At 47.3% G+C, this 20,001-nt stretch carries 16 protein-coding genes and 1 tRNA gene; 5 read left to right on the top strand and 12 right to left on the bottom strand.

From position 1 onward, the window contains the following. Window positions 1-84 precede the first annotated feature (84 nt). From NDA03_RS27120 to recQ, 3 genes are all read right to left on the bottom strand, one after another. Entirely contained in the window at window positions 85-2,496 is a 2,412-nt protein-coding gene (locus tag NDA03_RS27120) for a HEAT repeat domain-containing protein (protein ID WP_348239754.1), read from the bottom strand. A gap of 185 nt (window positions 2,497-2,681) precedes the next feature. Beyond that, window positions 2,682-3,494, bottom strand: coding sequence for a hypothetical protein (locus tag NDA03_RS27115; RefSeq protein ID WP_190410275.1), 813 nt, complete (start codon window positions 3,492-3,494; stop codon window positions 2,682-2,684). A 588-nt stretch (window positions 3,495-4,082) separates the two neighbouring features. Continuing rightward, window positions 4,083-6,236 carry a DNA helicase RecQ gene (gene recQ / locus NDA03_RS27110; protein WP_348239752.1) on the bottom strand — a complete coding sequence of 718 codons (2,154 nt, stop codon included), beginning with the start codon at window positions 6,234-6,236 and terminating at the stop codon, window positions 4,083-4,085. A gap of 200 nt (window positions 6,237-6,436) precedes the next feature. On the opposite strand from recQ, the gene NDA03_RS27105 reads away from it, so the two are divergent. The 3 genes from NDA03_RS27105 to NDA03_RS27095 all read left to right on the top strand — a co-directional run bounded on the left by NDA03_RS27105 (window position 6,437) and on the right by NDA03_RS27095 (window position 7,834). Beyond that, on the top strand, window positions 6,437-6,721 hold the full coding sequence (locus NDA03_RS27105) for a DUF427 domain-containing protein (protein ID WP_190410277.1): 285 nt from the start codon (window positions 6,437-6,439) through the stop codon (window positions 6,719-6,721). Window positions 6,722-6,875: 154 nt separating this feature from the next. Next, window positions 6,876-7,658 carry an SDR family NAD(P)-dependent oxidoreductase gene (locus NDA03_RS27100; RefSeq protein ID WP_190410278.1) on the top strand — a complete coding sequence of 261 codons (783 nt, stop codon included), beginning with the start codon at window positions 6,876-6,878 and terminating at the stop codon, window positions 7,656-7,658. Between the two features lie 94 nt (window positions 7,659-7,752). Continuing rightward, window positions 7,753-7,834 (top strand) — tRNA-Leu (locus tag NDA03_RS27095). Window positions 7,835-7,976: 142 nt separating this feature from the next. On the opposite strand, the gene NDA03_RS27090 is transcribed toward NDA03_RS27095, so the two are convergent. The 3 genes from NDA03_RS27090 to hetZ all read right to left on the bottom strand — a co-directional run bounded on the left by NDA03_RS27090 (window position 7,977) and on the right by hetZ (window position 12,538). Further along, window positions 7,977-10,277, bottom strand: coding sequence for a DUF3488 and DUF4129 domain-containing transglutaminase family protein (locus NDA03_RS27090; RefSeq protein WP_348239751.1), 2,301 nt, complete (start codon window positions 10,275-10,277; stop codon window positions 7,977-7,979). 73 nt (window positions 10,278-10,350) lie between these two features. Further along, window positions 10,351-11,370 carry a hypothetical protein gene (locus tag NDA03_RS27085; RefSeq protein WP_348239750.1) on the bottom strand — a complete coding sequence of 340 codons (1,020 nt, stop codon included), beginning with the start codon at window positions 11,368-11,370 and terminating at the stop codon, window positions 10,351-10,353. Continuing rightward, complete coding sequence (gene hetZ / locus NDA03_RS27080) at window positions 11,363-12,538, bottom strand: heterocyst differentiation protein HetZ (RefSeq protein ID WP_347276548.1); 1,176 nt, start codon at window positions 12,536-12,538, stop codon at window positions 11,363-11,365. The genes NDA03_RS27085 and hetZ overlap by 8 nt, the downstream gene beginning before the upstream one ends. Window positions 12,539-12,603: 65 nt before the next feature. Here hetZ and NDA03_RS27075 point away from each other — a divergent pair, with 65 nt between their 5' ends. Further along, window positions 12,604-13,089, top strand: coding sequence for a hypothetical protein (locus tag NDA03_RS27075; protein ID WP_190435290.1), 486 nt, complete (start codon window positions 12,604-12,606; stop codon window positions 13,087-13,089). A gap of 132 nt (window positions 13,090-13,221) precedes the next feature. On the opposite strand, the gene NDA03_RS27070 is transcribed toward NDA03_RS27075, so the two are convergent. The 4 genes from NDA03_RS27070 to NDA03_RS27055 form a co-directional block, all read right to left on the bottom strand. Beyond that, window positions 13,222-13,647: a hypothetical protein gene (locus tag NDA03_RS27070; protein WP_190429611.1), complete on the bottom strand. Its 426-nt coding sequence runs from the start codon at window positions 13,645-13,647 to the stop codon at window positions 13,222-13,224. Window positions 13,648-13,673: 26 nt separating this feature from the next. Beyond that, window positions 13,674-13,982: a hypothetical protein gene (locus NDA03_RS27065; protein ID WP_190410289.1), complete on the bottom strand. Its 309-nt coding sequence runs from the start codon at window positions 13,980-13,982 to the stop codon at window positions 13,674-13,676. A 199-nt stretch (window positions 13,983-14,181) separates the two neighbouring features. Continuing rightward, window positions 14,182-16,191, bottom strand: coding sequence for an FHA domain-containing protein (locus NDA03_RS27060; protein WP_348239749.1), 2,010 nt, complete (start codon window positions 16,189-16,191; stop codon window positions 14,182-14,184). A 6-nt stretch (window positions 16,192-16,197) separates the two neighbouring features. Continuing rightward, a complete protein-coding gene (locus tag NDA03_RS27055; protein WP_348239748.1) occupies window positions 16,198-16,749 on the bottom strand; it encodes an FHA domain-containing protein in 552 nt (183 codons plus the stop codon). Between the two features lie 586 nt (window positions 16,750-17,335). Between NDA03_RS27055 and NDA03_RS27050 the strand changes: the two genes are divergently transcribed. Continuing rightward, window positions 17,336-17,956 (top strand): serine acetyltransferase, encoded by a 621-nt coding sequence (locus tag NDA03_RS27050; RefSeq protein WP_348239747.1) that lies wholly within the window; start codon window positions 17,336-17,338, stop codon window positions 17,954-17,956. Between the two features lie 98 nt (window positions 17,957-18,054). On the opposite strand, the gene nfi is transcribed toward NDA03_RS27050, so the two are convergent. Both nfi and NDA03_RS27040 read right to left on the bottom strand, forming a co-directional pair. After that, window positions 18,055-18,717 (bottom strand): deoxyribonuclease V, encoded by a 663-nt coding sequence (gene nfi, locus NDA03_RS27045; RefSeq protein ID WP_348239746.1) that lies wholly within the window; start codon window positions 18,715-18,717, stop codon window positions 18,055-18,057. Beyond that, window positions 18,714-19,694, bottom strand: coding sequence for a glycosyltransferase (locus tag NDA03_RS27040; protein WP_242036939.1), 981 nt, complete (start codon window positions 19,692-19,694; stop codon window positions 18,714-18,716). The genes nfi and NDA03_RS27040 overlap by 4 nt, the downstream gene beginning before the upstream one ends. Between the last annotated feature and the right edge of the window lie 307 nt (window positions 19,695-20,001).

The raw sequence follows: 20,001 nt of genomic DNA, 5'->3' as shown, positions 1-20,001 counted from the left end.
GCAAGGGGGCATGGCGGCGGGAGTTGTCTCTTTCATTTATCACACCATAACGTGAAATGGTTGCCATGCCTGTATTATACCTTTTTAGAGTCTTGTTTTTCGTTTAAGCACCGTTAATTCATAAGCTGCACTACAACGTACAACATAAGATTCATCTTGCAGAGCATCAATTAAAGCAAAGACTACTTCTTCTGACTCAGGAGCAATTTTCCCTAGAGACTCAACAATACTTTTACGAGCATGATGGGGATTTAGTCCTTGTGCTTCAGTAGTGTTTTTCATTGCTTTAATAAGGGCAGGAATAGTAGCTTTTGCACCTGAACCAATTTCTCCTAAAGCACGAGCAGACCAGCTCCGAACGGAGTCAGTCCGATCCTCCAGAGCTTCCATGAGGGCAGGAACTACAACTTGTAAATCTGAGCCAATACGTCCTAAAGCAAGGGCAGAACCCCAACGGACTATTTCATACTCATCCTTCAATGTTTCTAGCAGAACAGGAACAGCATCTCTTGCTCCTGAGCCAATTTTTTCTAAGGATGATGCAGCACCATAGCGTGTATTTTTTGATTGTTCGTTCTTCAGTGCTTCGATGAGAGCAGGAACAGCATCGGAGCCAATTCCTCCCAAGGCAGAGGCAATCATGTCAGTGTTGAACTGCAACGCCTTATCCTCAAACAGTGCAATTAAAGGCTGAATTGCTTCTTTTGCCTCTGAACCTATTTTCCCTAAAGTTGTGACAGTATCTCGACGTACACTTGCGTCAGGATCTTCTAATGCATTAATTAAGGCAGGAACAGCAGGCTTTGCTGCTGCACCAATTTCTCCTAAAGCAGCAAAAACTCTTTGACGGAGATATTGATTTTCACTCTTGATTAACTTAACGAGAGCAGGAACAGCAGGCTCTGAGGCTGAGCCAATTTTTTCTAAGGCAGAGACAACGCCGAATAAAGACCTTCCATCTTCTAGAGCTTCAACGAGTGCGGGAACAGCAGCTTTAGCTTCTGAACCAATCTCTGCCAAAGCATAAGCCGCTGGTTCCCGTATGTACCACTCTCCAAACCTTAAAGCATCAATTAGTGGGAGAACCGCTGCTTGACCAATTTTTCCCAATGCAGATGCAGCTTCCCTCGCACTTATTTGCTCTTTTTGCTTAAGGAGTTCAACTAAATCTGGTATTGCTGCCTCTGCTACTGAACCCATATCGCCTAACGTTTGTGCAGCTCTAAGATGGACATGTCGCTTCTGATCTTTCAAAAGCTCAACTAGAGCCGGAATTGCTGCTTGACCAATTTGGGCTAGCACAGGAGCAGCAATGCTGCGACGATTCTTACTTTCTCTCTTCAACTGCTCAGCTAATGCAGGAATTGCTTCTTCTGCTGCTGAACCAAATCTTCCTAATGCAAAAGCAGCGCAGTCACAAACAAATTCATCCTCATCCTCTAAAGCTTGACTTAGTACAAAAATCACATCTTTGGTTGCTAAACCAATATTTCCAAGAGCGGAAGCAGCATTTCCACGAACTGTCTCGTCCTCATCCTCTAAAGCTTTGATTAGTGCGGGGACTGCTTTTTGAGCTGGCATTCCAATCTTTCCTAGAGCTTCAGCAGCAGCATAACGATCTTCAACATCTGGGAGCGAGAGATTAGAAATCAAACGCTGGATGCGTTGATTCAGTTGCTCTTGCTTAAGAGTTTCTGAATTCAAAATCAAAAGCTGTGCTGAAGAATTAATCAATCCAATCCACTCTTTTACTGACTGTGGACGATTCTCTGGTTTCACCTCTAGTCCTTTGAGAATAGCAAAGTTAACCTGCTCACTGATATGTTGGTTGATTTCTTTAGGTGGCTTCAGCGGATAACCATAAATCGCTCTAGATATGGCACCTTCAGGTTCTTGTCCTGTTAGCAATTTGTACAAAGTTGCCGCTAACGAGTAAACATCCGTGTACGAACCTGGTTTAGCACGGCTCTCATATTGCTCAGGTGGAGAATAAAAATCTGTCCGATGTTCTGTGTGAGTCTGTGTTAAATCAGGAGTAAACTCGCGGGCTATTCCGAAGTCAATAAGAACGGCTTCATCCTTTCCTGCCCGCACCATAATGTTTCGTGGCTTTACATCTCGATGTAATAAACCGTTTTCATGAACAGTTATCAGAGCATCAGCGACTTGTCTGATGTATTTTAAAGCTTCAGATTCAGCTAATACGCCTCTGTAAGCTAAATCTTCTCCCTCTATGTATTCCATGACCATCCCCCAGGTCATCCCTTCTGTGATGAGTTCATGAACTCTTACCACATGGGGATGCTGACACTTTTGCAGTCTTAGCGCTTCGTTCGCAAAATCTTGCTGCCACTTATCAAAGTCATGGCTGTTTGGATCTATATCTTTAAGTATTTTGATGACAACTAAGTCACTGTTTTTATGCCTAGCAAGATAAGTTATGCCAAAACCACCCCCACCAATTTTTTGCTCAATGGTGTATTTGCCGTTTTGCAAAATATGTCCTGGAGTCCACATGATTGACTATCTAGAGATGTTTGATTACGTGAGAAAGATTGCCAGAGCAGTTCACTGCTTACGTCTTTTCACTCTAGGGAAGGAATAATAGTAGCGCTCACTTCATCAACTAACTTCCAACATAGCCATTCTTCATAAAGCTATCTCCATTTGTCATTAACTTTTTAATTTTGCGCCTGCTGAAATGCTTCTATCTTTTCCTTCCCCCCAGGAAGATCAGAGCCGACGACATAAAAATCTTGTGGATAAATCCAGTGGGTGCCTAGAGGCCCATGAATTTGAATTCCGGTCATGACGGCGTAGTTAAACACAGAGCGATCGAGAATATTTAAGAGGGCTTCGACATCGTCGGAAATAATTTTAGATGCCAACTTTGTAATCTCTATCAAATCGGGTTTGTCCCCATAGGTAAGGGCTGAAAGAATTTTCTGCCGGATAATTGTTTGTTCAATATCCTGCATATCCATTTCTAGTTTCAGATGACCAGATGCCAATTCTTTGACGACTGTTTCTAATGCTCCACAAGCATGGGAAACTTTTTGAACACCATCTCGATAAACCTTACCAATATCACCATGTCTAGAAATAGCGATATGGGGCATCGCATAGAAGGTAAAACGACGGATACCATCAACGATAGGGGTATGGTCAGTCGCAGCGGCTAACCCCGTTTTCCCCATCATGACGAACCCGGCTAAGCTGCAACAATTAAAAGTTTTCCCCCAGTATCGAATTACTTCAATGAATAGGGGTTCGGCGACTTCATCCCGACAAATTGCTATCATTCCCATCGTGTTTTCGTCACAAAAACCGTAGGAACTCAAGCTTTGGAAAGTCTTTCTCATGTACTTGCTCATGGGAAGTGCCCCTGGAAAGTGAGTTTGCAGCGTTTCATGAAATGCTGGAAACACGTTAGGGTCATATCCATTGAGCGTTTGGGGGATAGTTTCGCCAAGCTGATTGACGTGATGGGTCATCTCTTAACTTCTCCTAAAGAGCTTGCAAAATCCGTCATTGCGTAGCTTAAACTTAACTTCACACCCGTCCTTGAGGATTCGGGCAATATTATTGGTTTTAACACTAGATGAGTGAGAAAGCTCCTGTCCTTACCATTTAAAAGGTTGGTGAAGCCCTCCTGACTCCCTCAGCTAAAGCGTTTAACCACAAATTTTAGACGATCAACGATCAACCGTGACGTCGCCTCTTTAACCGATGCTTGACTATCAGACGAATGCTGCATCCGATTGAGCCAGCTATTCGGCTTCAAATTAGTTGTCTTTTTATACGTGATTTGGTGGCTTGATTGAAGTGCAACTGCACGCCCCAAACATTCCTAGGGAAGCGCTTTTCTTGCTTCATCTTGTCGAAGAACCCAACGGGCTTCAGCGAGTAACAGGCTACCTTCAGTTATGGTGATCGCCAATATCCCTTAAACACATTTCTCCCATTGCACCATACCCCAAAAGTAGTATTTTTTGCCTGCTAACCGCCTCAGGAAACGAGAGCGGTAAGCCTTCCCTTTGCGTACCTTTGCGCTAACCTTTGCGTACCTTTGCGTTAAAAAATTAACCTTTATTCTCTCGTTTCCACAGTCCCCGCACCAGTCGAATCTCATCAAAAGTATAGATTTCCCCTAGTGAATCTCGAATCTTTGAGAGTGAAGTAGCACCCACCTCTTGAATTGCTTTTAAAATGGGTTCTTGACGTTCTAGGGGCACTAATGAGTTTAAATCCACAGGCTGATTCATCGAAATCAGTTCTGCTAGATGATCTAAGATAGTGCCTATACGCAAGTTACGTTTTAGAGCAATTTCTTCAATGCTCAAACCTTGCCTATACAAATCCAGCGTAGCTAACTGAGTGTATGTAGGGTGGTTTTTTTGAGGACTTGCCGCAACAGAAGTGGACTTAAAAATCCCTTGTTCTTTACAATAAGTTTGGATTTCAGCAACAAATCGCTCACCGTATTGAGCTAATTTATAATCTCCAACACCGGAAAGTTTGCTAAATTCAGTTAAGCTTTGAGGTTGCATCTGAGCCATCAGCTTTAGGGTAGAATCCGCAAAGACGACGTAGGGAGGCACGGATTGCTCATCAGCAAGTTGTTTGCGAAGCTGGCGCAATTGTTCATAGAGCATTTCTACTTCTACTGCCATTTGCGGCGATTCATCTATTGCGGTAACAATCGGAACGGCAATCTGCACCTCACGCTGACGCCGCAAGATTTCCCAGCTTAAAGCGTTGAGCCTCAAGACAGAATAACCGTCAGTGGTTTGATCGACAAGTCCTTGATGTAAAAGCGATCGCCCTAACATCTTCCAATCTTCTACACTTTTATCAGTGCCGATGCCGTAGGTAGAAAGTTCCTGATGTCCATTCTGATAAATCTTCTGATTTTTTGAGCCGCGCAGCACATCGATAATATAATTCATCCCGTATCTTTCTTTGCATCTAGCGACACAAGAAAGAAATTTCTGCGCTTCAATTGTCCAATCTTGCACGGGTTTAGGAAAACGGCAGTTGTCGCAGTTGCCGCAATTTCCCGCAAAACGTTCGCCAAAATAACCCAATTGTATTGTGCGGCGACAGTCTGTCCCTTCCGCATAATCAATTACCTGCCGCAATTGTTGACGGGCAATTCTTTGCTCTTGCGGGTCAGTTTTTTGGTCAATAATATACTCAATCGTCTTCAAATCGCCGTAGCCAAAAAAGACAGTACAACGAGCAGGTTCTCCATCTCTTCCTGCCCTTCCAGCTTCTTGATAGTAACTTTCTAAATTGCGCGGCAAGTCGTAATGAATGACAAAGCGCACATCTGGCTTATTAATTCCCATGCCAAAGGCAATCGTTGCTACCATTATTCGCACGTCATCTCGAATAAAGCGAGTTTGATTGGAAGTCCGTTCTTCATCATCTAGCCCTGCATGATACGGTAGCGCTGAAATGCCATCTTTTTGTAATCGAAAAGCAATTTCATCTACACGGCGACGACTGAGGCAATAAATAATCCCGGAACCTTCAGTTGTGCGAATTTGCTTTAAGAGTTGGGAGTAAGCTTGTTTTTCTTTTGGCTGAACTTCGTAGTAAAGATTGGGGCGATTAAAACTGGCAATGTGAATACTGGGTTGCCTGAGCGCCAGCTGTTGGATAATATCTTGACGGACGCGATCGGTAGCGGTGGCGGTGAGTGCTAAAAAGGGAACATCCGGATAGCGTTGGCGTAATTGTCGCAATTGCCGATATTCTGGGCGAAAATCATGTCCCCACTCAGAAACACAGTGCGCTTCATCAATTGCAATCGAGTGAATTCCAATTTGGTGTTGTACCAAATCCAAAAACGGCAGGAATTTTTCTCCCAAGAGTCGTTCTGGGGCAACGTAGAGTAGTTTGATGCGACGATTGAGGATATCTTGTTCGCGCGATCGCACTTGTCCCCAACTGAGACTACTATTGAGAAACGTCGCGCCAATGCCGTTATCCCGTAACGCTTCCACTTGATCTTGCATCAAGGCAATCAACGGCGACACTACCACGGTTAAGCCGGATTTCAGTAGGGCTGGTAGCTGAAAGCACAAAGATTTTCCTCCGCCTGTAGGCATCACAACCAGCAAATCCTGGTTTTGTAGGGCTTCTTCAATAATCTGACGTTGCCCTAGGCGAAAGCTGTCGTAACCAAAGAAATGTTTGAGTGCCTGTTCGAGAGAATGAAACTGGGGCATCTTCCGAAGGATGAAGGATGTTAGCAAAGCGGTGCATCCGCGCAGGATCAAAAGGATGAATGAAGAAATTCCGAATTCTCCGCAAGGGAGTTTCAGAGTGCTGTGGGCATCCAAAACTGCTGCCCGAAATTGGTTGCGCTAACGAGAGCCTGCTTTACGAATCATAATGATACTTGGAAAGTCTATTAGTAAATTAACCCATGCCGAAAGCAATCTGGAATGGTACGGTTTTAGCCCAAAGCGATCGCACCGAAGTCGTGGAAGGCAACCACTACTTCCCCGCTGATGCTATCAACCAGCAATATTTCAAAGATAGCGACACTCACACCAGCTGTCCTTGGAAGGGCAAAGCCAGCTATTACTCCATCGAAGTCGATGGGCAAGTCAACAAAGATGCGGCTTGGTACTATCCCCAAGCCAAGGACGCCGCCAAAAACATTGAAGGATACATTGCTTTCTGGAAAGGCGTCAAAGTCGAAGCATAAGCCAGTGGAGGCACGGCATTGCCGTGCCCCCAAGCCTGGAAGGAATTACCTATCACCTTGCACGATTCCAAACTACGTCTTCCAGAAGACGGATGTAGTGTCCCTTCCTTTGTTCAACCATCAATAGGAAACAGGTCAAAGTAGAGGAGGGGCAATGCAACTTGGTGACAAAGTAGCACTGATTACAGGTGCGGGTTCGGGCATCGGCAAAGCAGCCGCAGTGCTATTGGCGAAAGAAGGTGCAAAAATCGCAGCCTTAGGACGTACTGAAGACGAACTCAACGAAGTCGTTGCCCAAATCCAACAAGCCGGTGGAGAAGCCATCCCAGTACTCGCTGACATCTCCGAAACAGAGGAGATGCAACAAGCGGTGCAACAAGTCATAAATCAATGGGGACGCCTCGACATTGTATTTGCGAATGCTGGAATTAATGGCGTCTGGGCACCGATAGAAGAGCTAGAGCCAGAAGAATGGGACAAAACGATTAAAGTCAATCTGAGAGGCACGTTCCTCACTGTTAAATATGCCGTGCCTCATCTCAAGAAACAAGGCGGTTCTGTCATCATCACCTCCTCCGTCAATGGCACGCGGATGTTCAGCAACAGCGGTGCGACAGCCTATTCCTGCACTAAAGCGGCTCAAGTCGCATTCACCAAAATGGTGGCGCTAGAACTAGCCAAACACCGCATCCGCGTTAATGTGATTTGTCCGGGTGCGATAGAAACCAATATTGACCAAAGCACCGAACGACGGAGCTTGGAACAAGCTCGTGAACCCGTGGAGTATCCGGCAGGAAAAATCCCGCTAACTGATGGTAAACCTGGCTCCTCTGAACAAGTTGCCAACCTAGTGCTATTTTTAGCCTCAGACGCCTCCAGCCTGATTAGCGGGACGGAAATGTGGATTGATGGTGCCGAATCCTTACTGGCTGGCTAAAACATCCCAGCCCCCCTTGATCGGGAGGGCAAGAACAAATCTCATAAAATGCTGGTATTGACGATAGTTTCTGCTATGATAGTAAACGCCATGAGCGGATGTGGCGGAATTGGCAGACGCGCTAGATTTAGGTTCTAGTTTCGCAAGAAGTGAAGGTTCAAGTCCTTTCATCCGCATGAGTGACGATCGATAACTCCGTAACTAACCGAGGCTTTTAGCCTCGGTTTTGTTTTGAGTGGGTTGGGTAGGACGGAGTCCGAGGCGAAGCCATCGCGATTTCCAGTTCAACGGCAAATAGCGATCGCAACCCGAAAAATATTATGGAGTCTTCAGCTTTAAATCTTGGCGCTGCTGCCAACGCTTCTTCAACTGAGATTTTTTCAACTCTCGCAGCCTCAGCCGCAACTGATTCACATTCGGATTCCGTTTACCATAGCGCCAACTGACATAAGCTTGGGTAATCTCGTCAATTGCCTTAGCAGATTCCGGTGGCTGGTGTTTATACGCCAGATAAGCGTACTCCGAGGGCGTCTGGGCTGGATGTTTGGCATATCCCTGAGTGCGTAAATTTGCCAACATTTCCTGGTAAAGACTTTCCATCGGAGGCAGCTTCGCTAACCAGCGACGGTACAGCCATACACGCACCCCATTCCAAGCTAGCCAGCCCAAGAAACCCAGGCAAATAGCTAAGATGAGACCGGCGAACAAGCCCACCCACCCCCTGGATAATAGCGCCCACAGCCAGATGATTCCCCCAATTAGCCAGGTAGCGATCGCACCGAACACGTTATTCAGCCAACTGGTTACTGGCGAAGGCAACCAACCAGCAACCCACTTCCAGAATTGGCGCAGCACGCTAAAAGTTTGGTCTTCTTCAATCGACGGGGGAATGAGTGGATGCGTAGGAATCGGATCGAAAGCAAACCAACCGTTACTCGGAAAATATACCTCCGTCATCAGATAGGCATCGGTGTTGCGGACGATGTATAAGCCAGTGAAGGGATTGAACTCGCCAGGGGAAAAGCCCCCCACCAGTCGCGCCGGGATACCAATCGAACGCAACATAATCGTGAGGACGCTAGAAAAGTGGTCTGGATAGCCGCCTTTGTACTTGAAAAGAAACGTTTCTACTAAGTCTTCGTTTTCATCCAAAAATGGCAAGCTATTGGGATCTGGTGGAATTGTGTAGTTTTGTTTGAGATATTGAGCCAAGTAGAGGGCTTTTTCGTAAGGCGAGGTGATGGGTTTTCTCGACTTCGCTAAGATTTCTTCCGTTAGCTGCCGCACTTTGTCAGCAATTTGCGGAGGAACTTGCAGATAGTAATTTCGGATGGGTTTGGAATACTCAGTAGACGCCTGCCCCAAGCGAGTGCGATCGCGGTAAGGGACTTCTGAAACCACCGTGTAGGTGAGTCCCTCCTGCAACAGCGCAGGCGAGCGCACGCTGCCTTCTGTATCCAGTGCCACTCTTTGCGTGGGATAGTAGAGTTCCTTAGGAAACGCCAGGGCTGGCAGCAGATTCGCCATATCAGACACCACCGTGTAGGTCTGAATCACCTCCCTAGTTTTCCCACTAATAAACTGTCTGGGGATAAAAAATCGGTATGACCAAGGTGGACGCTCTACTGTCTGCGTTTGATTGTCGCGCGAAATCTCCCAACCTTGACCCGTGTAGCGGTCGAACCCCAGCACCCGCCAAAATCCCTCTGACTGGGAGCGTACCCGCATCAACACCTTGGGCTTCATCTCTCCCCGCAAGTTCTGGTTAATCTTGCTGTTAAAGCCGTAGTAAAAGGTATCATCTACATTGCCAGGGCCAGTGTCTTGGTTTGACCCGCCACCAGAACCTCCCTTGCCTTGTTTACCAGGGTTGACAATGCCACGGTTATTGCTGGGAAAATCCTTTTGTGCGAGATTACTGGGGGCACTGACGGGAAATGTCTGTAGCTGATAGCTAGGAAATCGAGGCATCAGGGCAAAAATGGTCAGCCCCAGTCCCACGATCGCTAAAAAATTGATACTGAAAAATTTCCAGTTAAAAATGGGGGAATTCCCCTTTTTTAATTTTTCATTTTTCATTTTTAATTGTTCTAAACCGAGCCGCGAACGGTAATCTAGCACCAACACCGGCAGCCCGATGCCTAAGAACAACAGCAATATAGGTGCAAAAGCGAACGTTTGACTCACTGTCCCGGCAACACCCAACAAAATCAGCCCGATCACCATCGAATACCCTAAGTCCTTGCGACGGGGCAGATCGAAGCTGTGCAGCACTTGCAGATGAATTAACAACTCTGCCAGCACCAGTCGCGTATCGTTCAGTTGACCGAACAGATTTTTCAAGAAAACTGCCAGTGCCACCAACATTCCAATTGCCAGTAAGAACTTCACTGGCACATTGCGATCGCGTCGTCGATACCAACTCCACGTCGCCCCGGCAATGCTGAGCGGCACAGCCCACAAGCTAATCTGCGTCTCGGCTGCCACATCCGTCGCAATGATTCCTACCACCACGAGCGCCTGCACCAGCACCCGCAACAGAATGGATTCTTCCGTTTCGGGCATCGGCATCGCTGCTAGCCGCTGCCTAAACTGATTAAAAACTGGTAGACGCCGCATACTGGTGATTGGTCAATCGCTAATTGCTCATTGCTAATTGTTCTATCACAGTTAGCCATTCGCCATTCGCCATTTAATTGCCGACCGCGATCGCAAAAATCAGCGGTTGCCGATCGAGTTCCTGAAACTGAATCTCCAGAGGATAAGTCTGGTTGGCTTCCAAATCAAAGGATTCTACACTCAAATAGCCCGGATAAGTGCGCTGTGCCGTTGCCGAGCCTTGCGGGGTTCGTAAGGTTAACCTACCGCCGCGAGGCAAGCGCGTCTCAATCCGGCATCTGGGAACCCGCCCCTCTAACTGATATTCCGCCCTGAGAGTCATCAGTCCAACTGTCGTCTGCCACTGCCGCTCTACCGGCTGCCGATCCGGCGATACAGGCAGCGTCAGCGCGTTGATGATTTCTCTAGCCGCCAATAAGGACAGCGCCATTTGTTGGCTGTCTGTCGCCTCTTCATAACGATTTGTAAACAGTTGCTGCTCTTGAGGAGAACGGGTCGGATAGAGCAGCACCAATCCTGCTAACTGGTTCAGTGCCTGGGGTTGCCCTGGAAATAAGGCACTGGCAGCACGCACCATTTTTGCTCCCTGTTGCAGCGGCGACTGCATCGCCTCCTGGCAAGAGTTTAGCAGTTGTGTTAAAACCGTTTCGGGTAGGGTGACTGGCAGACTAAAGTTAGAAAGCTGCGGTGTCCATAGGGGAACCCAGCTGTTTGCTTGGCTGTCTGAATAGTCAGGTTCATAATTACGAATTTCCGTCTCCCAGGGAAACAGGGGCGGATTTCGTTCAATTTCTGTTTGTAGTTTGCGCTTCAAAAGCGCATGGAAACGATTTTGCACAGTCGGTATTTCTCCTCCCAAGTTGAGTGGTTGACAGCCTTGGGTCGCTTCACCGAAGTGGTCGGTCACTACGCTCAAGTCTTCTGAATCCAGTGGGTCTAACGCATCCAATTCCAGCGCTGCCGCCACCAAGTCGTCTGTAGGAGCAGGCGGCTCTGGGGGTGGTGGCGCTGCTAGAGGATCGCCATCCTCTAGCAGACTTGCCAGAAAGCGGTTTTCGATCGCTTCGGAATTGTTGTCTAGGTCACTATTCATCTTGAGATGCACTTGCTCCGGATACTGAACGATTGCGAATTTCCCAGGCAATCTCTAGCAGCTTGAACCACCGCTTCTCAACCTGGGAGACCGTACAACCCAAAGTTTGAGCGATCGCTGTGTTTGGGAATCCCTGTTGCTTTAATCGTAGTAATTCCGCCTGCTCTTGGCTCAGCATTCCTTGAAATGTTTGCCACTGTTGCGGCGTCAAACCCAAATTCCGTTCTAAATCCGCTTCCAACCACTGATGCACCAGTTCCCAGCGCTGGGAAAGAGCAAATCGAATCAAATGATATTTGAAGCGTTGCTGCAAATAATCCCTTTGGCGCGGCGTCAAACCTAAAATTGCTTCAATTTCCCCGGCGGATAAATCTTTCAGGCGCAAAGTAAAATAATCGGCGCATTCAGTTTGCTGGCGCTCTTTCAGATAAGCCAGCAACTCCTTAATCACCGTCTGGCGCAGGCTTTTTTCCAGGGGTTCGGATTCGTGAGCGACCATCGCCTCCCGCACCTGCTGCACCGTCGCTTCATTCCAAACCGAGTCGGAATCAGTGGCAGATCCCTCTGCCGCTTGCTCCATATCTACGGAAGTTTCCGGGGGTTGTTGTTGCGAAAAAGTTTGCGCCCGCAGGATGATTAATTGCTGAGTGCGATGACCGGGCAAAGGAATGCGCCGCTTGCCGTAGCGCTCAGCAAAAGCCATATACTCTGCCAGTTCTAACAAAGTATGAGGACGATACGCCGGACCCATTCCGCTTTCTCGTCGAAATGCATTTAAGGACTCAGCATAAAATCCCTGTAAGAAATCTTCTATCAGAGTCAGCCGCGCCTGGTAGCTCGTAGGCACCTGCGACGGTGTAATGTAGCGATAGATAATCGCACTGAGGGTGCTGTGTAACTCTACCCGTCCCCGGTGTGCCCCCATTTGGTAATAATGAAGACATTGTTTCAGGCGAAGACGAGCCAGTGTTGTTGCCCAGGTTTCGATGTCTCCTGAGTCCTGGATGCGCTTACTCTCAGTGCAAATCCGGGCGACTTCGCTAGAGATGCGCGCCGCAACCTCACGACAGTTCTGCTCCGACGCCTTGGATGACTCTCGGAGTTCGTTAAATAGTAGTTGAAAGATTGCATCCACCACTCTCTGGTAGATTTCCCCACAATGGCTGATTGTTGTCAAAACCCTAGCATACCCAACTACGACACGTTAACGGCAGAAGACCCCAAATAGTCCTTATGAACTTAGACCAACAAATTCAAGCTCTGATTGATAAAGCGCCCCTCTATCGCATCCCACCTAAGTGGATTACGGAAATCGCACCCGTTCTTGTAGACTATGCGACTGGCCTGCAACATTCCGAGTATTACATTCTCCAAAGTCAGGAAGATGGTTGGCTGTTGACGACCCTTAGCAATCGCGCCCAAGTTAATCTCGAAAAAAATGTGATACACGCCTTTTCAACTTTAGAAGACGCCAACCTTTTCTCTTCCGTGCCAGATCCGGAAATTATTGCCTTGCCAGAACCTGTAACTCACATTTTGTTTGAAATGGTTGGCAGAGATATTGTTGATAGCACGATTTTCTTTGAAACTCCCGGTAATCGTACCACCGGGGCTGAAATTTTTCGGGAAAATTTGCTGAACCGGATTAAAGAACACCGGCAACAACACTGGCCTTCCTTCAACTCTAATCCCAGAAATTTGCCCCCCGATATCGCTTGAGTCATGGGCTTTTTGTAGGGTGGTGTTGTCCGCCCTACGAATCATTATGATTCTTTGAGCGTGTAACGCCGAATAAACCCTGCTAATTTTTAGATTTTTTAATAAACCGGATTCAATCCGCTGCAACGTTCGTCAGATTAACTGACCCCCGTGGAAACGCCAACGCGGAAATAAAATTCGCATGATGGTATGCGACGCCAGATAGACGCTCAGCCACACGAGACTGTAGTGCAGCACAAACCATTGCAACGGCAGATCCCGTCCTACACCCGGTAAGCTAAATATTTTCACCAGCAACCCGATAAAAACTGCTTCCCAAATACCGGCAAGCAACTGTAAAGCTCCAGGCCAATCTCGATCCCAACGGAATTTCTGGATATAGTCATATAGGAGATCCCAGCCGAGTCCAAAGACCGCAACATACCCTAGTATCCAGAAAAAAAGCGAGTCGGCACCGGGACCAATGACGCCCAAAGCAAAGGGCAACGTTACCAACGTGCCCAGTGTTGCTAGTAGAAATAATCGGGTTTGCCAACGACCGAAGAGTGTCGGAGTCATGGTAAATTTTTAATCCACTTACCGCATCAGTTTTCAAGCTTCAGTTCGGGCAGTCCGGACGTTTCTTTCTTGCGTAAATGACCTTCATAGACTGTTCCGACTTCTAGCTTAGATGGGCATTTCACCCACACAGAATTTCCAACAATTGGCAACCCTGTCGTTTCAGACATGACATTTGCTTCTTCGGGGTCGGAAATACAGCCAAAACCCATGTAGTCAGCAATTTCCTTCATCGTCAAATCTTCTAGAAGGTAGCTGCTGCTCATCTCAGCTTCTTTACACTTGAACAGCCTGACTTCAGGTAAAACTTCGTTAAAAATTTTGAGTTTTCGCACTTTATGGCCTCCATTCCGATAAGTGCAATGGACTCGCATATTTTTGGCTCGCTCAGGGCTATGACGGCAGTTATTGATGGAGTCAACTTTCTTTCAGTATCTATCTATATTTTCTGCTTGCCCGCTTCTAGATGAATCAGCAATATTGCTGAAATCTACTCTGACAATCCGTTGAGTGCCCAGAGCAAGTTTAGTAAATTTACGGTGCTTGGTTCGCGACCCATTTTATCCATTGCCCAAAAGAACTTAAAAAGTTCAATCGATGGATTCCAGGGGCACGAGCTGCCGACAGACTATCAACTGCACAAAATGCTGCATATTGCAACCCCAAGAAGCTATCAACAGCGGCGTAAGGCCCACCGAGGGTCATGGCACCAGCAGCATACATCCGACCCTGCGGCGATCGCATTTCGACAAGTTCAAAATTGTTGGCAACAGCTATCCGCCCATTTTCATGGAGGGGGAGTTTGTAATGGATGACAAGGTCGTTCAGGAGGGGATTCGCTTTGACTTTGGCATCGAGTCCGGTGGCGTCAATGATAAAGTCAGCTTCGAGGCGAATTTGTCCTTTTAATCCCTTTTCTTGAATATAGGTAACGGTGCGCTCAATTCCTGACGAGTGGGGGTTGCGTTCGACTCGTTCCACTTCCCCAAAGGTAATTTGATACCAGCCTTGACGGATGCCTTCTTCAACCATGCGTCGCCAATCCTGGCGGTCAGCGGTGGTGGTACCACCCCAATCTGCGAGTAGGCGCTTTCGCTGTTCGGGTTCTGCTTTTTCAAGCATGATTCGCAATTCACCGCCCCAAGTGGCTTTAGGCCAGTTAAAGGGTTGAAATTCGTAATGATTTTCGACACCCCGTTGCGATCGCCCAAATTTGTTACCTTGGGGTTTGGGCGATCGCATTAAATGTAGCAACGAGATATTGGGGTTTTTTGCCCTGGCTTCATAAATTCGCTGTACGATCCGCGAAGCGACAATCCCCCGCCCCCGAATCATCACAGTACCGCCAAATTTCTCTAAATGCTTGTAGACGTGGTTATGTTCTTCGTAGGCATTAACGACGGACTTAAAATCATTGGTTTTTTCCCGGTAAGCTTGCAAATCCGGGAGAAACTGAATCGCCGGGTAGCCGGTAGCGAGTTGGACATTGCGGGCAATTAAGAACGCATGGTCGCGCTGGTTGGCACTGGTACGAGAATAAGCGATCGCATATCGTCCATCCTCAGTTTTCCGAATCGAACGGACGCTGGCGTAACGAAACATCTGTTCCCAACCAATCCGTTTTGCTTCCCTATCAATGGCGTCAAAGACATTACCCGCACGAGGGGTATAAGTTTGGGCAAAAGCCGGTTCGGCAAATACCTGCCACAAATACCCGAATGCTGTTCCTATGCTTCCCTTGAGCAAATCGTGCCCAGCTTCTCGCAGGGCATAACTAGGCCAACCCCAAATATTATCGGGGCAAGAATCTGAATTTGACCGCAGGCGTTCGTACAGAGGAATTTGCGAATTCATGCACAGCCGCTTGTAACGAGCATACGGTTGGGGTTCCATTCCCAAAGCCACAATCTGACTGCTTTTCACCCCGTAAATTCTTAATAAATCTACCCAGACAAAGCTGCCCAAACCGCCCCCAACGGCGGCATAGTCCACTTCATCGACTCGCAACCCGGTGGCATGGAGGTCTTGTACGACGACTTGCTGCGCCTGAAAAGCCGGTGGAGGAAACGCTGCCGTTCCCCCTGGTTGCGCGGGGGAAGCAAGCGGAGGCAGGGGTGCCGGATGACTAATCCTGGGGTCAGGGAGATCCGTGTCTGGGTGAAAGAAAATCTGAGAATTGCCAGAGGGGGGCGACGCAGGTGGATTGGCAGCGAAGGTAACGCTGATGTAATAAGGGCCAATTTGCAGCGAGTCGCCATTCCCCAGAACACTGCGCGTCTGACGTTGTCCATTAATCAAGGTGCCGTTGCTGCTGTTTTGGTCAATAACCACCAACCCGCCAGCGTCCATATCAATCAGGGCGTGGAAGCGGGAAACCTCAAGACTATTGAGGGTTAATCGGGAGACGCGATGCCCATTCATTTCCCCTGGCATCTGATTAAATTCCCGTCCCAGTGCGATTGGAACTGCCAGCGTCGGTTCTTTGCGTTCTCCCGTTCCTGGATCGTCCCAGCTGAGGCGAAGGCGCATGGGTGCTGGATTCATGGTTGATTAGTTGCTGCTAGGAGTGACTAAAACGCTCAATGCTGCTGCTAGGGATGTGCCACACCACGGACACCCCAAATTCATTAAGTTATACGGTGAAACTCGATGACAACTGGAACATTCCAAACCATAGGTTACAGCCGCTGGGTTAGGGGCGGTGGGGGCTGGTTTGCCTGCTGCGGGTGACGGCGGTGACAACAAAACTGTCGGAGGAACGCCCACCACTGCCAGGGAAACCTTTGTCACCTGGATTTCTATCTGTCCTAAACAGATAGTGCTACCCTGGCTCAGAGAAACTTCGCCTTGGATGATAATGCGCCCATCCACTAGCGGCGGATTACTTTCTCGCAGATTCCGCAAGTAAAAGCTTTGCTGCTGTTGATTAAAAAATATTTCGACGTGCAGCCCAGATACCGTGGGATCTGTCAAAACAATATCGCATCGAGCTGGGTCACGACCGATCCGGATAGTACCGGGATGTTTAGCGATTTGTCGCTCGTGAATTGTTTGGGTTTGTCTCCGACCGGCTTCTTGCCACTCTAAAGTTAATTCATTCATATTGCTTAGCCTTTATATATTGTTTCTTTCTTTAAACTGCTTCAAGTCTTAATGTCCTGATTTCTAACATGACCTGAAAGAAAAATCTAAAATTGTGTAGGAAGTTTAAAAAAACGAAAATCTACGGGAAATAACGATGAGCCGCTATCTTTGCTCAACTTTACTTCAGGAGAAGGCGTTACTCATGGGCAAACTTTGTCTATGTTCCCGATGTCGTTCTCGTATAATTCGTTTAACTTTGGGCATTCATGGTGGCACCAACCACCTTGCTTGCACAGTTTAATAATTTTGTCAATGGAAGCAAAATATAAAATTCTAGCTGGCGTTGATACTAATTAGCGATCGCTTGCTTTTTTAGTTGCAAGCCAGGGAAACTGAAAACGGCAACTCCTGCCCTGTTGATGATTTCTGACTCCTCACCGCCTACATTAAACCTAAAAAAAATAGTTGCATTGTTGATAATATGACTGCAATCTAGTTGGAGTCAGCATTATCGCCGCATTGGAAACACCTCTTAATAAACTATGGTATGTCGTAAAAACCTTTGCTATGATTTACGCTAACTAAGATTTCCTCTCTAACAACCATGAAAGATTTTTTCAGAAAAACTTTATATAACCTAGGAATTATTTTGGTTTCTCCTTTGTTAATTCCTTTCTTTTTAACCACTGAAAAAGAAATTATTGATGCAGATGTAAAGCGTTGGGTGAACGTATTTGGCTGGAAAGGCGAATCAAACTTAGGAAATTTACTTTCTTTGCTGGATCGTCAAAAAGAATTCAGGAACTTGTATTATCATCGATTATTTAAAGGAAACTTATCCGCCAGGATATTTATGTATTTATTAAGTTATTTTTATAAATCTTGTCCTTACCTTTTTATCGATACATCTTCTAATTTTGGTCCTGGACTGTTTATCCAGCATGGCTTCAGCACGATCGTTATGGCAGACATGGGCGAAAATTGCTGGATTAATCAACAGGTGACAATTGGTTATAGAGATAAAACCAGTCGTCCGAAAATCGGGGATAATGTCCGCATTACTGCGGGTGCTAAAGTAATTGGCGGAGTAACGATAGGGAACAATGTTACGGTTGGAGCTAACGCAGTTGTCGTTAAAAATGTTCCTGATAACTGTGTGGTTGTCGGCGTTCCCGCTTACATTGTGAAGAAGAATGGCATCAAAGTAAAAGAAGAATTGGTTTAAGTTAGAAATTGAATTCAAGGCTTATATTGAGACGCTCTATGAAGCGATCGCTCTTGGCAACCAATCTGTACGGCGATCGCATCCCTCTCAAGCTTGCATTATCGATTTGACGCCAATTTATCAGCAATGCGGGTTGTCTCTGGCAATCGATATTTCGTAGTGCAGCGCATCACATAATCAATCGCCGTTTCTAGACTCACCCGATGTCCGCTAGAAACATAAACGGGTTTTACACCCGTGCGCGTCCGCAATACTGCGCCAATGATTTCGCGGCGATACCGCAACGGTTGCCATGCGCCTTTTTCAACTGGCAACTCGTCATGCTTGCCAACGAACAGAGATTTAGCAACGCCAATCGTGGGAAGGTCGATTAGCACTCCGAGATGGGAGGCGATGCCAAATCGGCGGGGATGAGCGATCCCCTGACCATCACAGAGGATTAAGTCAGGCGTGATGCTGACTTTTTCTAAGGCGTCTAGCACGGCTGGAATTTCTCGGAAGGAGAGGAATCCGGGAATGTAGGGAAACGTAGTGGGACGGAAGGCGATCGCTTGCTCTTGTAACTGTAAATCTGGAAAACTCAGAACAGCAACGGCTGCTCTGCTAATGGTACCCGACTCCTCAAAACCCATATCGACCCCGGCGACATACTGCACCGATCCCAACTGATCTGAAGTAATCACTTCTTTGCTCAGTTCTTGCTGGATAGCGATCGCTTCCTCAGCCGTATCAGGCCATGCGTGACGTTGGTGGATTTTCATGGATTTACTTCCACATCCTGGGGTTTTTCCAGCCACTCAATTACTTTGGCTGCTTCTGGAAGCCTAGCTTCATTTTGTCCTGCGGCTCTCGCGCGGACATTAATCAAATTAATCGGAGTCCTTAACAAGTCTACAAGCGCGGCTTTCCCCGCGATCGCTTTCACACCTGTCACCGGCACTTCCTTGACCAACCACCGGCTGAATCGATATAGATATTCCTTTGCACTCAAGTTTGCTGTCAGCTTGACGCCATGCAGTTCGTGCAAGTATCGATTTGAGCGACCATACCGACGCAATTGACTTTGAAGTTCCTGGAACGTGGAGCGGTGACGGTGGCGGACAATGGCAGTTGGGGCAAAATGCAACTGCCAATCACTTTCGCGTTGGATGCGCCAACAGATGTCAGCATCGCCGCCAGTGGTTAGATAAGGGCGAAACAAACCTACCTGTTCCAAAGCTTTCCGCCGAATTGCCAAGTTAGCCGTTTGACCATAAGGACAGAACGGATTTGCTAAAGAATGTTTTTGAGACAAAACATTTTCTCGGTCAGCGTACTGTTCTAACAGGGTGTTCCCTGGCAAAGCCATAATTTCACCGACGACGATGCCAATCGTTGGATTGGCAAACGGCTCAATCAGGTCTGCCAACCACTGTGGTTGAGGACGACAATCGGCGTCGGTAAAAGCAAAAATTTCAGCCGTTGATGCCCGAATTCCGGCGTTTCGAGCCGCGTAAGAGCTTTGGATTTGGTTTTCCGCAATCGGGCGAATGGTTAAGCCGTCAGCGGCGGCTGAGGCGGCGGCTGACTGGAGAAGGGTGGCAGTGCGATCGCTACTATTATTATCGACCAGCAAATATTCGACAGACTCAGCAGAGTAAGTTTGCGATCGCAAGCAGTCGATTAAGTCTGGCAAGTCCGCCTCACCATTGTAGATAGGGACAATTACGGAAACCCTGGGCAGAAAGGGCTGTGTCATAGGGTGGGAATTCATATTTACCTAAAATCACCATAGCAAGCCTGCGAATGCCAAAGCAGGGTGCTGTATAACCGCTTCTGAGTCGTGTTTAGTTATTAACATGGCTTTGTTGCCATTAAAAAGAACGTCATTTCAACTGAAATTTAGCAGCTATGAAATTTAATTTGGGTCTTTATCTTGCTGATTTTCTTAGCTAACGTCAGTTCGGGTTAAGCCGAAGGCAGCAAGTTGTGGTCAATGGCAATCGCTGGCTTCTTCGGTTGATGGCAGTAGGCAATCAATCCGCAGAGAATGTTGACAAAGCAGT

The sequence above is a fragment of the Trichocoleus sp. Lan genome, assembly GCF_039961855.1.
GTDB lineage: Bacteria > Cyanobacteriota > Cyanobacteriia > Cyanobacteriales > FACHB-T130 > FACHB-T130.
Note: the sequence above shows the minus strand (reverse complement) of the source record. Positions and strands in the feature narration are given on the sequence as shown.

What these genes read in the sequence shown, in the direction of transcription:
- NDA03_RS27115 (WP_190410275.1), bottom strand. Translation starts at nt 3,494, where the DNA reads ATGACCCATCACGTCAATCAGCTTGGCGAAACTATCCCCCAAACGCTC.
- recQ (WP_348239752.1), bottom strand. Translation starts at nt 6,236, where the DNA reads ATGCCCCAGTTTCATTCTCTCGAACAGGCACTCAAACATTTCTTTGGT.
- NDA03_RS27105 (WP_190410277.1), top strand. Translation starts at nt 6,437, where the DNA reads ATGCCGAAAGCAATCTGGAATGGTACGGTTTTAGCCCAAAGCGATCGC.
- NDA03_RS27100 (WP_190410278.1), top strand. Translation starts at nt 6,876, where the DNA reads ATGCAACTTGGTGACAAAGTAGCACTGATTACAGGTGCGGGTTCGGGC.
- NDA03_RS27090 (WP_348239751.1), bottom strand. Translation starts at nt 10,277, where the DNA reads ATGCGGCGTCTACCAGTTTTTAATCAGTTTAGGCAGCGGCTAGCAGCG.
- NDA03_RS27085 (WP_348239750.1), bottom strand. Translation starts at nt 11,370, where the DNA reads ATGAATAGTGACCTAGACAACAATTCCGAAGCGATCGAAAACCGCTTT.
- NDA03_RS27075 (WP_190435290.1), top strand. Translation starts at nt 12,604, where the DNA reads ATGAACTTAGACCAACAAATTCAAGCTCTGATTGATAAAGCGCCCCTC.
- NDA03_RS27070 (WP_190429611.1), bottom strand. Translation starts at nt 13,647, where the DNA reads ATGACTCCGACACTCTTCGGTCGTTGGCAAACCCGATTATTTCTACTA.
- NDA03_RS27060 (WP_348239749.1), bottom strand. Translation starts at nt 16,191, where the DNA reads ATGAATCCAGCACCCATGCGCCTTCGCCTCAGCTGGGACGATCCAGGA.
- NDA03_RS27055 (WP_348239748.1), bottom strand. Translation starts at nt 16,749, where the DNA reads ATGAATGAATTAACTTTAGAGTGGCAAGAAGCCGGTCGGAGACAAACC.
- NDA03_RS27050 (WP_348239747.1), top strand. Translation starts at nt 17,336, where the DNA reads ATGAAAGATTTTTTCAGAAAAACTTTATATAACCTAGGAATTATTTTG.
- nfi (WP_348239746.1), bottom strand. Translation starts at nt 18,717, where the DNA reads ATGAAAATCCACCAACGTCACGCATGGCCTGATACGGCTGAGGAAGCG.
- NDA03_RS27040 (WP_242036939.1), bottom strand. Translation starts at nt 19,694, where the DNA reads ATGACACAGCCCTTTCTGCCCAGGGTTTCCGTAATTGTCCCTATCTAC.